General features: G+C 68.2%; 12 protein-coding genes. 5 read left to right on the top strand and 7 right to left on the bottom strand.

Annotated features, from left to right (window positions below; all coding sequences use genetic code 11):
* Positions 1–6: 6 nt before the first annotated feature.
* The 3 genes from ACFYSH_RS10965 to pknB all read left to right on the top strand — a co-directional run bounded on the left by ACFYSH_RS10965 (position 7) and on the right by pknB (position 5,037).
* Entirely contained in the window at positions 7–1,407 is a 1,401-nt protein-coding gene (locus tag ACFYSH_RS10965; RefSeq protein WP_359463548.1) for an FtsW/RodA/SpoVE family cell cycle protein, read from the top strand.
* On the top strand, positions 1,404–2,858 hold the full coding sequence (locus ACFYSH_RS10960) for a penicillin-binding transpeptidase domain-containing protein (protein ID WP_359463550.1): 1,455 nt from the start codon (positions 1,404–1,406) through the stop codon (positions 2,856–2,858). Before ACFYSH_RS10965 ends, ACFYSH_RS10960 begins: the two co-directional genes overlap by 4 nt.
* A gap of 172 nt (positions 2,859–3,030) precedes the next feature.
* Positions 3,031–5,037: a Stk1 family PASTA domain-containing Ser/Thr kinase gene (gene pknB, locus ACFYSH_RS10955; protein WP_359463552.1), complete on the top strand. Its 2,007-nt coding sequence runs from the start codon at positions 3,031–3,033 to the stop codon at positions 5,035–5,037.
* A gap of 72 nt (positions 5,038–5,109) precedes the next feature.
* Here pknB and ACFYSH_RS10950 read toward each other — a convergent pair whose 3' ends face one another.
* From ACFYSH_RS10950 to ACFYSH_RS10930, 5 genes are all read right to left on the bottom strand, one after another.
* A complete protein-coding gene (locus ACFYSH_RS10950; RefSeq protein WP_359463554.1) occupies positions 5,110–5,838 on the bottom strand; it encodes a class E sortase in 729 nt (242 codons plus the stop codon).
* Between the two features lie 25 nt (positions 5,839–5,863).
* Entirely contained in the window at positions 5,864–7,228 is a 1,365-nt protein-coding gene (locus ACFYSH_RS10945) for a class E sortase (RefSeq protein WP_388751896.1), read from the bottom strand.
* Positions 7,225–7,863 (bottom strand): aminodeoxychorismate/anthranilate synthase component II, encoded by a 639-nt coding sequence (locus ACFYSH_RS10940; protein ID WP_359463558.1) that lies wholly within the window; start codon positions 7,861–7,863, stop codon positions 7,225–7,227. The genes ACFYSH_RS10945 and ACFYSH_RS10940 overlap by 4 nt, the downstream gene beginning before the upstream one ends.
* On the bottom strand, positions 7,860–8,048 hold the full coding sequence (locus tag ACFYSH_RS10935; RefSeq protein ID WP_124277875.1) for a hypothetical protein: 189 nt from the start codon (positions 8,046–8,048) through the stop codon (positions 7,860–7,862). Before ACFYSH_RS10935 ends, ACFYSH_RS10940 begins: the two co-directional genes overlap by 4 nt.
* A 140-nt stretch (positions 8,049–8,188) precedes the next feature.
* A complete protein-coding gene (locus ACFYSH_RS10930; RefSeq protein WP_359464129.1) occupies positions 8,189–8,914 on the bottom strand; it encodes a DUF881 domain-containing protein in 726 nt (241 codons plus the stop codon).
* 178 nt (positions 8,915–9,092) lie between these two features.
* Between ACFYSH_RS10930 and crgA the strand changes: the two genes are divergently transcribed.
* Positions 9,093–9,347: a cell division protein CrgA gene (crgA, locus tag ACFYSH_RS10925; protein ID WP_033296748.1), complete on the top strand. Its 255-nt coding sequence runs from the start codon at positions 9,093–9,095 to the stop codon at positions 9,345–9,347.
* Between the two features lie 243 nt (positions 9,348–9,590).
* Here the strand turns inward: crgA and ACFYSH_RS10920 are convergent, their stop codons facing one another.
* A complete protein-coding gene (locus tag ACFYSH_RS10920) occupies positions 9,591–10,505 on the bottom strand; it encodes a rhomboid family intramembrane serine protease (RefSeq protein ID WP_359463561.1) in 915 nt (304 codons plus the stop codon).
* A 159-nt stretch (positions 10,506–10,664) separates the two neighbouring features.
* The gene (locus ACFYSH_RS10915; protein WP_359463563.1) at positions 10,665–11,192 is read right to left on the bottom strand and encodes a peptidylprolyl isomerase; all 528 of its coding nucleotides are present in this window, start codon (positions 11,190–11,192) and stop codon (positions 10,665–10,667) included.
* A gap of 358 nt (positions 11,193–11,550) precedes the next feature.
* On the opposite strand from ACFYSH_RS10915, the gene ACFYSH_RS10910 reads away from it, so the two are divergent.
* Positions 11,551–12,279 carry a DUF5324 family protein gene (locus ACFYSH_RS10910; protein WP_359463566.1) on the top strand — a complete coding sequence of 243 codons (729 nt, stop codon included), beginning with the start codon at positions 11,551–11,553 and terminating at the stop codon, positions 12,277–12,279.
* The last annotated feature ends 134 nt before the right edge of the window (positions 12,280–12,413 follow it).

Below are 12,413 nucleotides of genomic sequence, written 5' to 3'. Positions count from 1 at the left end.
CAGCACATGAGCGTTGTCACCAACACCACGACCATCGGCGCGATCGACGCGCCGAGCCGCCGTAACACCGAGCTGGCGCTGGTCGCCTTCGCCGTCCTGATCTCGGTGTTCGCGTACGCCAACGTGGGCCTCGCCCTCCACGGCGAACTGCCCGCCGGCATGCTCGGATACGGCCTCGGCCTCGCCCTGCTCGGCGGAATAGCGCATATCGCCGTCCGTAGATTCGCCCCGTACGCGGACCCGCTGCTGCTGCCGCTGGCGACGCTGCTGAACGGGCTGGGGCTGGCGTTCATCTGGCGCCTGGACCAGTCGGAACGCTTCCAGGCGCTCAAGACGTTCGCCCCTGCGGCCTCCAAGCAGCTGATCTTCTCCGCGGTCGGCGTGGCCCTGATGGTCGGCGTCCTCATCGCGCTCAAGGACCACCGCATCCTGCAGCGCTACACCTACATCTCCATGGTGGTGGCGCTGATCCTGCTGATCCTGCCGATGTTCTTCCCCGCCGTGAACGGCGCCAAGATCTGGATCAACATCCCAGGCGTCGGGACCATCCAGCCGGGAGAGTTCGCCAAGATCGTCATCGCGGTGTTCTTCGCCGGTTACCTCATGGTCAAGCGCGACGCCCTGGCCCTGGCCAGCCGCCGCTTCATGGGGCTCTACCTCCCGCGCGGCCGTGACCTCGGGCCGATCCTCATGGTCTGGGCGTTCTCGATCCTCATCCTGGTCTTCGAGACGGACCTGGGTTCCTCGCTGCTGTTCTTCGGCATGTTCGTCGTCATGCTGTACGTCGCCACCGAACGCACCAGCTGGATCGTCTTCGGTCTGCTGATGTCCGCGGCCGGGGCCGTCGGTGTGGCCACGTTCGAGCCACATGTCCAGGACCGCGTCACCGCCTGGCTCGACCCGTTCGCGGGCTGGGGCAAGATCCCCGCCAGCGAGCAGATGGCCAAGTCCCTGATGGCCTTCGGATCCGGCGGCACCCTCGGCACCGGTCTCGGACAGGGAAACTCCGACCTGATCGGCTTCGCCGCCAACTCCGACTTCATCCTCGCCACGGTGGGCGAAGAGCTCGGGCTGGCGGGCATGATGGCCGTGCTGCTCGTCTACGGTCTGATCGTCGAGCGCGGTGTCCGCACGGCACTCGCCGCCCGCGACCCGTTCGGCAAGCTCCTGGCGATCGGCCTCTCCGGCTCCTTCGCCATCCAGGTCTTCGTCGTCGCCGGCGGCGTGATGGGTCTCATCCCGCTGACCGGTATGACCATGCCGTTCCTCGCACAGGGTGGTTCGTCCGTCATCGCCAACTGGGCCCTCATCGGCATCCTGATCAGAATCAGCGACACGGCCCGGCGCCCGGCCCCGGCTCCCGCGCCTTCACCGGATGCCGAGATGACCCAGGTGGTCCGACCGTGAACAAGCCGCTCCGCAGGATCGCGATGTTCTGCGGCATCCTCGTCCTCGCCCTGCTGGTCCGCACCAACTACCTCCAGTACGTCCGTGCCGACGAGCTCAACGCGAACGAGCACAACCGCCGCGTCCAGATCGAGCGCTACGCCCACGAGCGCGGCAACATCATCGTCGACGGGGAACCCGTCACCGGCTCGGTCGAGACCACGGACAGTGACTTCAAGTACAAGCGCGTCTGGAAGAACGGCCCCATGTGGGCCCCCGTCACCGGATTCTCCTCACAGGCCTTCGACTCCTCGCAGCTGGAGAACATCGAGGACGGCATCCTCACCGGCAACAGCGACGACCTGTTCTTCGACCGCACCCTGACGATGTTCACCGGTGAGAAGAAGAGCGGCGGCAACATCGTCACCACCCTCGACGGTGCCGCACAGAAGGCCGCCTTCGAGGGACTCGGTGACAAGAAGGGCGCCGTCGCCGCGCTCGACCCGCAGACCGGTGCCGTTCTGGCGCTGGCCAGCACGCCCTCGTACGACCCCTCGGTCTTCGCCGGCAACTCGATGAAAGACTCCGAGGCCCGGCAGAAGCTGCTGGCCGACAAGGACAAGCCGATGCTGAACCGGACCCTGCGGGAGACCTATCCGCCCGGGTCGACGTTCAAGGTCGTCACGGCTGCGGCGGCGCTGGAGAACGGCCTCTACTCCGACATCGACGCGAAGACGGACTCCCCGCTGCCCTGGCGCCTCCCGCAGTCGACCAACCTGCTGCAGAACGAGGGCAGCATCCCCTGCGAGGACGCCTCGCTCCGGGAAGCCCTGCGGTGGTCCTGCAACACCGTCTTCGGCAAGATGAGCGACGACCTCGGTAACGAGAAGATGATCGAACAGGCCGACAAGTTCGGCTTCAACGAAGAGGTCTTCACCCCGGTCCGGGCGGACGCCAGCGTCTACCCGAAGGACAACCCGCCGCAGAACGCCATGGCAGGCATCGGCCAGGCGTCCAACCGTGCCACTCCGCTCCAGATGGCCATGGTGGCGTCCGCGATCGCCAACGACGGCAAGCTGATGCAGCCGTACATGGTCGCCCAGCGCCAGGCACCCAACCTCGACGTCATCTACACGCACGAGAAGGAGCAGCTCAGCCAGCCGCTCTCGGCGGAGAACGCCCAGAAGGTGCAGCAGATGATGGAGACCGTGGTCGAGGACGGCACGGGAACCAACGCGCAGATCGACGGCGTCACTGTCGGTGGCAAGACGGGTACCGCCCAGCACGGCCTCAACAACAGCGAGAAGCCGTACGCCTGGTTCATCTCGTACGCCAAGACCGACAGCGGCTCCCCGGTCGCCGTCGCCGTGGTGGTCGAGGACGGCAACGCCAACAGGGACGACATCTCCGGTGGTGGTCTGGCCGCACCGATCGCCAAGAACGTGATGAAGGCGGTACTCGACGGAAAGTAGTGACACCCGTCACAACTTCTGTCCACACCAGCACATTGGGATACCGGTCGGATATCAGCTGACGGGTGCGGGCCGATCACGCCGGGGGTGCCCGGTAGCGTATGCCCGGAACAGCGCACCGCCGGACCACACACGGGTGCGGTCGGGACTGACGGAGAGGGCTGGATCAGTTATGGAAGAGCCGCGTCGCCTCGGCGGCCGGTACGAGCTGGGCTCGGTGCTCGGCCGTGGTGGCATGGCCGAGGTCTACCTCGCGCACGACACCCGGCTCGGCCGCACCGTCGCTGTGAAGACACTCCGGGCCGACCTCGCCCGCGACCCGTCCTTCCAGGCACGGTTCCGCCGTGAGGCCCAGTCGGCCGCCTCGCTCAACCACCCCGCGATCGTCGCCGTCTACGACACCGGCGAGGACTACGTCGACGGCGTCTCCATCCCGTACATCGTGATGGAGTACGTCGACGGGTCGACGCTCAGAGAGCTCCTGCACTCCGGCCGCAAGCTGCTGCCGGAGCGGACCCTCGAGATGACGGTCGGCATCCTCCAGGCGCTGGAGTACTCGCACCGCGCCCAGATCGTCCACCGCGACATCAAGCCGGCGAACGTCATGTTGACGCGCACCGGCCAGGTCAAGGTCATGGACTTCGGTATCGCCCGTGCCATGGGTGACTCCGGCATGACGATGACCCAGACCGCCGCGGTCATCGGCACAGCCCAGTACCTCTCCCCGGAGCAGGCCAAGGGCGAGCAGGTCGACGCGCGCTCCGACCTGTACTCCACCGGCTGCCTGCTCTACGAGCTGCTCGCGGTCCGTCCGCCGTTCGTCGGTGACTCGCCCGTCGCGGTCGCGTACCAGCACGTACGTGAGGAACCGCAGCCGCCGAGCAACTTCGACCCCGAGATCACGCCCGAGATGGACGCCATCGTCCTGAAGGCGCTGACCAAGGATCCGGACTACCGCTACCAGTCGGCCGACGAGATGCGCGCCGACATCGAGGCCTGCCTCGACGGCCAGCCGGTCGCGGCCACGGCGGCCATGGGCGCCGCGGGCTACGGCGGGTACGACGCCTACGGCAACGACCAGCCGACCACCGCTCTGCGTGCGGCGGACCCGGGCGGCGCCCAGACGTCCATGCTGCCCCCGGTCAATCCGGACGACGGCGGCTACGGCTACGACGACCGCCCGGCCCGCCGGCGCCAGAAGAAGAGCAACACCTCGACGATCCTCCTGATCGTCGCGGGCATCCTGGTGCTCATCGGCGCGATCCTGATCGGCCGTTACGTCACCAGCTCCGCCGAGAGCGGCGACGGGAAGTTCGACGCGCCGAACCTGATCGGTTCCACGGTCGCGGAGGCGCAGAGACTCGCGGACAACGCCGAGGTGAAACTGGAGGTCGGTTCCAAGGAGCCCTGCGCGGACCAGGCGAAGGACAAGATCTGCAGCCAGACCCCGTCCGCGGACGCCCAGATGGAAGCCGGTGAGACCGTCACGGTCGTCGTCTCCACCGGCGCCCCCAAGGTCGAGGTCCCGGACGTCCTGGAGAAGTCCGAGGACAGTGCCCGTAAGAAGCTGGAGGACGAGGGCTTCACGGTGAAGGTCGAATCGGTCGAGTCCGAGGCGACCACGGGCACGGTCACCAAGCAGAGCCCGGAGCCGGGTGCGAAGGCCGAGAAGGACTCCGAGGTCACGATCACGGTGGCCAGGGAGGCCCTGCTGGACCTGCCGGTACTCAACCGCACGTATGCCGAGGCCGAGGCCCAGCTCAGGGGCATCGGGTTCACCAACATCCAGCAGGAGTACGTCGACTCGTCGGAGCCGAAGGACACGGTCGTCGGGCAGACCCCGGCGGGGCCGAGCAAGCAGGCCAAGGACGCCCAGATCGTCCTGAAGGTCTCCAAGGGCCCTGCACAGCCCGAGCAGGTCACGGTCCCGGCTGACATCGCCGGCCAGCGGTACCAGCAGGCGAAGGCCACGCTCGAAGGCCTCGGCCTCGTGGTCGCACTCGCACCCAACTCGTCCGACAGGCCGAACGCCCTGGTGATGCAGGCCGACCCGGGGCCGAACTCCCAGGTGGCCAAGGGTTCCACGGTCACCCTCACCACCATCGGGGGCGGAAACGGCGGCGGAAACGGCGGCGGGGACGGCAACCTCATCGGCGGCCTGCCCGGCTCGGACGACTGACCCGCCCGGCGCACCACGGACAGGGCCCCGGTCACCTCGAAGGTGACCGGGGCCCTGTCCGTGTCCGTGGTGCTACCGCAGCTCCACCGGCTTCGTGCGGTCCCTGTCCACCTTCTCGGTCCGCACCAGCTCGCCCCACACGATGTAGCGGTACTTCGACGTGTAGACCGGCGTGCAGGTCGTCAGCGTGATGTAGCGGCCGGGCTTGTCCACGCCCGACTCCTTGGGCACCGGGGCGATCGCGTCGACGTTGAACTTCGACGTCTCCGGCAGCTCCGCGTAGACCTTGTAGACGTACCAGGTGTCCTGGGTCTCGAAGACGACCGCGTCACCCTTCTTCACCTTGTCGATGTTGTGGAACTTGGCGCCGTGACCGTCCCGGTGGGCGGCGAGCGAGAAGTTGCCCTGCTCGTCCGAGGGCAGGGCCGACTTCACCGGGTCCGTGTAATAGCCGGCGATGCCGTTGTTGAGCGTCTCGGTGTCGGTGCCCTTCTTGACCAGCACCTCGCCGTTCTTCATGGCGGGGACGTGCAGGAAGCCGATGCCGTCGCGGGTGTCCAAGGCCCCCGGCCCGCCCGCCCAGCGGTCGCGGACGGTGTTGCCCTGCTTGTCGGCCTCACGGTCGGCGAGGACGTTCGTCCACCACAGCGAGTAGACGACGAACAGGCCCAGCACCAGCCCGGCGGTGATCAGCAGTTCGCCGAAGAGGCTCACCGCCGTCGCGACGGGATGCCGGCTCCTGCGCCGCACCGGGGTCACCGGCTCGTCGGTGCGCTCTTCGTGCTCGGTCCTCGCTGCCACCGCACCGTCCCTGTCGTGATGATGTTCAGCCGACGAGCGCGTCGGGCTTCCCCTTGCTGCGCGGTCGTTCGTCGACCATTTTGCCCCACACGATCATTCGGTACGTACTCGTGAATTCAGGGGTACAGGTCGTCAGCGTGATGTACCTGCCCGGGCCGGTGAACCCGGACCCCGCGGGGACTTCGTCGATCACGGCCACGTTGGACGGTGACGTCTGCGGAAGGATCTGGGCCATCTCGTACGTGTAGTAGGCGTCCTGCGTCTCGATCACGATCGGATCGCCCGGTTCCAGCTTGTTGATGTAGCGGAAGGGCTCGCCGTGGGTGTTGCGGTGACCCGCCACCGCGAAGTTCCCCTGCTCCGCGGAAGGCATCGCGGTCTTCAGCTTGCCCTCGGCGTAGTGACCGATCATTCCGCGGTCGAGGACCTTCTCCTTGTCGATGCCCTCCGCGATCGGAGCGACCACGTCCAGCTTGGGGATGTGCATGATGGCGAACCCCTGACCGGGTTCGAAGGCACCCGGGCTGCGCTCGCCGTTCGCCCAGTCGTCCTGGATCTTGTTCGTCTCCCGGCCGGCCATCTGATCGGCGCGGACGTTGGTCCACCACAGCTGGTAGGTGACGAACAGGAGCATCAGCACGCCGAAGGTGATGAACACTTCGCCGACGACCCGGCTGGCCACCACGGCGGGGCTGTCCTTGGCGGCACGGGCCGCGCGCCGGGCCTCCAGCCGCGACATCGGGGCTGCGGGCTCCGACACCTCGGACTCCACGGCACGCGCGGGTTCGTCCCGCCGTCTGCCACGTCCCTTGGCCGCCCGTCGGCGCTCGGCCCGGCCGCCCGTCGGTGAGGGTCCGAGGGCGGACGCCGAGGCCCCGGAGCCGGCGGGCCGCGGCACACTCCGTGTCTCGGCGGTCCGCAGAGCGACGGTCTCGTCGCTCCGCACCGGAGACACGTCGAGGAGGGGCTGCCCGGAGCCAGGGCCAGGTGCGGCCGGCCCGGGGGCGGGGTCTCCCGGCCCGGGAATCACCGCCGCGGCCTGCCCGCCGACCTGGCCAGCGGGCGCTGCCTGCCCCTGGTGCCCGTACCAGTCCCTCTGATACCCCTCCGGGTCGTACCACTCGCCCGGAGGCTCCACCGGCCCCTGGGCCGCCTCCTGAGGCGTCTCCCGGAGTACCCCGCCATCGACCCCGGCGGCCTCCGCCCGGAACCAGGGTGAGGCGTGCTGCCCCGGCGGCGGATCGTTCAGCGGATCCATGAGCTGCCGCGGCAACGGATCGTTCAGCGGATCCGCGAGTTGCTCCACCGCCGCCTCGAACGTGCCGTCGGGCTCGTACGCTCCCTGCGCGTACGGGCCTTCCTGCCCTGCGGGGGGGTGGGGTGGGGTCACGCGGCGGCCTTGCCCACCACCGGGGCGAGCCCCGCCGATCTCCCGACGGCGCCCACGTCACCGCACTGCTCGAGCCAGTTGGCGAGCATCAGGTGGCCATGCTCCGTGAGCACCGATTCGGGGTGGAACTGCACGCCCTCCACCGCCTGTTCGCGGTGGCGCAGACCCATGATGATGCCGTCGGCGGTACGTGCGGTGACCTCGAGCTCGGGCGGGACCGTCGTCGGCTCGGCGGCGAGGGAGTGGTAACGCGTCGCGGTGAACGGGGACGGCAGGCCGGCGAACACACCCTTGCCCTCGTGCAGTACGGGGGAGGTCTTGCCGTGCAGCAACTCCGGCGCCCGGTCCACCACCCCGCCGTACGCGACGGCCATCGACTGCATCCCCAGGCAGACGCCGAAGACCGGGACCCCGCTCCGCGCGCAGTGGTGCACCATCTCGATGCAGACGCCGGCCTGTTCGGGTGTGCCAGGCCCGGGCGAGAGCAGGACCCCGTCGAAGCCGTCCTCGGCGTGTGCCGTGGTCACCTCGTCGTTGCGCACCACTTCGCACGTGGCACCGAGCTGGTAGAGGTACTGGACGAGGTTGAAGACGAAGCTGTCGTAGTTGTCGACGACGAGAATGCGCGCGCTCACTGACCGGACCCCGCTCCGCTGGTACCTTCGCCGTCCACCGTCACATCACCGAACGGAAGCAGTGGTTCCGCCCAGGGGAAGACGTACTGGAAGAGCGCGTAGACAACGGCCAGGGCGAGCACGAGCGAGATGAAGCCCCGCACCCATGCGTTGCCCGGCAGGTGACGCCAGATCCAGCCGTACATGCTGTTGCCTCCATTCGGTACGGCACCAGACTAAACGGCCGGGGCACGGGCGTGGGTCAGCTGTGGAAAGCCGCCTGCCGGGTGTCCGTCCCCCGCTGCGCGTGCGCACGGGAGCCCGTCCGCCCACGGTGACCGGCGGGCTACTCCCCGGGCTGTGCGTAGTGGAGGTCGACGGTGCCCGAATAGCCGGGAAGCGTCAGCTTGTCGTCCTCTTCGACCTTCCATCCCAGTCCGTACGCCTTCACGTACAGCTGGTAGTTCTGGATCGCCGTGGAGTCCTCGAGCGCCTGCCTCAGCTTCCCCCGGTCACCGACGGCGGTGACCTTGTACGGGGGCGAGTAGACCCGGCCCTGGAGGATCAGCGTGTTGCCGACACAGCGCACCGCGCTGGTCGAGATCAGCCGCTGGTCCATCACCTGGATACCACGGGCCCCGCCTTCCCAGAGGGCGTTGACGACGGCCTGCAGGTCCTGCTGGTGGATGACCAGGTCATTGGGCTGCGGTTCCGGGTACCCGGGGTTGGCGGTGGCGTTCGGCGGGGCGTCGTTCAGCGTGACGGCGAGCGCCTCACCGGTGACTTCCGTGGTGCCTGCGGCCTTCTCCAGCGCCGCGAGTTCGGCGTCCTCGGCGCGGGTGCTCCCGTCGTCGCGCCGGGCGAGTGTGTCGATGTCCGCGCGTACGGAAGCGGTCGATTCGTCCAGCTCCGCGTTCTTCTCGCTGCGCTGCTGGATGAGATCGGAGAGCTTCAGCAGAGAGGAGTCCGTACGGATATCGGTTCCCTTGGCCGTATTGGCGCTGGTCACGAAGATCAGTCCGGCCAGTGCGAAAACGGCAGCGGTGAGGCCTTGGACCGACCACCGGGACATGCGCCGGGCCGGGCCTCGATGAGATTCGGCAGAATTGCTCAACGTACCCTTATCTCCTTAGGCGCCACGGAAGCACTACGCTAACGGACGCCCCGGGGAGGCAGCCTTCCCCCTTGCGCCCCGGCGCCAGCCACAGATCCCTGCGCGGTCACGCAGCGCATCGACAGGAGAGTCCCTCGTGCCGAAGTCACGTATCCGCAAGAAGGCAGACTTCACGCCTCCGCCGGCGAAGCAGTCGACGAGCATAAAGCTGACCAACCGCAGCTGGGTGGCGCCGGTGATGCTGGCGCTGTTCCTCATCGGCCTGGCCTGGATCGTGGTCTTCTACGTCACCGAGGGCGACCTGCCGGTCGACGCCCTCGGCAACTGGAACATCGTCGTGGGCTTCGGCTTCATCGCAGGTGGCTTCGGCGTCTCCACCCAATGGAAGTAGCTCTGCCCTGAAGTTACCCACAGAGTTATCCACAGGCGGGGGAAAAGGTCAGACGATCTGTGGATAACTAGCCTCCATGTTGACGCCGGTGTGACTACACACTTTCGCATCACGGGAGGGTGTGCCCCTTGTCCTGGCTGGCGGAACCCGGTTCAGGGACAAGGGGTACACCTGTTCCACACGTCGTGCACAAGATCCGGCACGCTCTGTGGACAACCGCACGCCGGGAGCAACGGATTCCGCTCACGTGAGCACTGCTGTCCTGACGAGAACGACCGCCACGACCGCCACGAGAACCAGTGCACAGGCGCCGTACTGCACGAGATTCCGACGTTCGCGCGGCGCGTGGACCATGGCCGCGGCGATCAGCGCTCCGGCGACCAAACCACCGACGTGCGCCTGCCAGGCGATCGCACCCCATGGGTTGAAGGTGAAGATCAGGTTCACCACGAGGAGCGCGATCACCGGCCGCAGGTCGTAGTTCATGCGGCGCATCAGCACGGCCGTGGCGCCCAGCAGGCCGAAGACGGCACCCGAAGCACCGAGCGAGCCCTGCGCGGGGTCGGCGATCACGTAGGTGAGGGCGCTGCCCGCGAGCCCCGAGAGCAGGTAGAGCGCGAGATAGCGGGCACGCCCCAGGGCCTCTTCCAGAGGGCCGCCGAGCCACCACAAGCCCAGCATGTTGAACGCGATGTGCCATACCTGCTGGTGCAGGAACATCGACGTCACCAGTCGGTACCACTGCCCCTCGGCCACCCCTTCGTACCCGGCCGACGGATCGCCCGGGTACGCACGGCCGAACAACAGCAGATCGTCGACCAGCGGGTACCCGGACTGTTCGGCGATCAGGACCGCGACGTAGACGGCGAGGTTCGTACCGAGCAGCACCTTGGTGATCAGCCGTGGGTCGCCCGCGACGCCGCCCCCCGCCAGGGTGCGAGGCCGGTTCGCCGCAGCGTGGTGGCCCGTACCGGACCCTTCACGGACGCACTCCGGACATTGGAAGCCCACCGAGGCCTCCACCATGCAGTCCGTACAGATCGGCCGCTCGCACCGCACACAGCGGATCCCCGTCTCCCTGCCCGGATGCCGGTAGCACGTGGGGGGCCCGCCCGCAGCCGCGGACCTGTCCTGGTCTTCCGGCGGCTGCTGCTCCATCGGTCACGGCCCCTTCGGTCCTCTTCCGTGGAGGCGGCCCACATGCGACCGCCCCGCTCGCCCGTTATGTAACAGTACGGACGAACAGGGCGGTTGGTTCCCGCGCCGGGTCTGCGGCCTGTCGGGTCAGCGGCCCCCAGGCCGGCCACGGTGCCCGCGTCAGCGGGTCTCGATGACGACCGACTCGATGACCACGTCCTGGAGCGGCCGGTTGGTGCGCGGATTGGTCGGGACCGCGGCGATGGCCTCCACGACCTTCCTGCCCGCTTCGTCGACGACCTCGCCGAAGATCGTGTGCTTGCCGGTCAGCCAGACAGTGGGCGACACGGTCACGAAGAACTGCGACCCGTTGGTGCCCGGCCCGGCGTTGGCCATGGCCAGCAGGTACGGCTTGTTAAACGCCAGGTCGGGGTGGAACTCGTCGGCGAACTCGTACCCGGGCCCGCCTGTGCCGTTTCCCAACGGGTCACCGCCCTGAATCATGAACCCGCCGATGACACGGTGGAAGACAGTGCCGTCGTACAGCTTGTCAGTGGACTTTCCGCCGGTCTCGGGGTTGGTCCACTCACGCTCACCCGTGGCGAGCTCGACGAAGTTCTTGACCGTCCTGGGCGCGTGGTTCGGCAGGAGCCGGACCTCGATGGCGCCCTTGCTGGTCTTCAAAGTGGCGTAAAGCTGCTCGGCCACGGTCTGCCTTCCGTAAGTCCCCGCTGATGACGACCGATCGTCGCACGGAGCATCTCTCCCCAGCCCGGTCATCGCCCCGGGGCGTGCGGCGCTCACCTTGTTGCCCGGTTTTCTGCACTTCTCCCACACGTACCGCGGGATCGACGGGATCGGCACGCGGCCACGTGCGCGACGACACGGAGCGGCCCGACACGAACCATGGCATCGTCGTCGGCGCACACCCCTTGCCCGGCATTGTCCGAGAATGAGTCACATGACCCGGATGCCCGTCTCACATGGCGCTCAAGGCCTCAGCGGGCATGATTTCGAATTGGGTGGATAGGCGGAGTACCTACCCGCCACCAAGGAGGAGGATCCCGTGACCCGCATCGACAGCGTGCGCGCCGCAACCTACTCGGCGAAGGACAGCGCGCAGCACGCCGCGGAAGTGGTGGCGCCTTACGCCGACACGGCCAAGGAACAGGCCGCGCACTACGCACAGGAGGCTCGCGCACGGCTCGCGCCCAAGGTGTCGAAGGCAGCCGCGCAGGCCCGCGTCCAGTACGGCACGCATTTCGCACCACTGATCGAACAGGCGCTGACCCATGTGCCTCCCAAGGTCGACGAGGCCGCGCACAAGGCCGCCACCCGCACGCGCAGCGCCGCCCGCACCGCTGCGGACTACACCGTGCCGCGCGTCGAGTACGCGGTGGCGGCGAGCCGGCCCATGGCTGAGGAGGCCACCGCCCGCAGCACAGCCGCGCTGGCCGCGCTCCGTGGCCAGGTGACGGCCAAGGAGGTGCAGAAGCTGGTCAGGAAGCACGAACGCCGAGCCAAGGCAGGACGGGCGACCAAGGGGTTCCTCGTGCTGGGCCTCCTGGCCGGCGGAGCTTTCGCCGCCTGGAAGTGGTGGGACAAGCAGGCCAACCCGGACTGGCTGGTCGAGCCGCCCGCCCCCACCGAGGTGGGCGACGAGCGTGCTCCTCTGACCTCGGTCGACGGCAGCGGCGACCGGACCGTACTCGATCCGGAGGTCCGGACCAAGCAGGACGACGCCGAAGGCGGATCGGACCAGACGGACGGCAGCCACCACGACGGCCGCCCCTGACGAAGCCGCCACCGACCCGTCCGCCCGGATACGACACCGGGACGGGGCGCCGGAGACCTCACGGTCGCCGGCGCCCTTCGGCTGTTCCACGTCGACCGGAGCGCCGTGTGAAACAGAGCGGAGCGCCTACCTGT

Origin of the sequence: Streptomyces sp. NPDC005791, from assembly GCF_042871485.1 — a bacterium.
Lineage (GTDB): Bacteria > Actinomycetota > Actinomycetes > Streptomycetales > Streptomycetaceae > Streptomyces.
The sequence above is the reverse complement of the archived record's forward strand: the minus strand, read 5'-3'. Positions and strand labels throughout refer to the sequence as shown.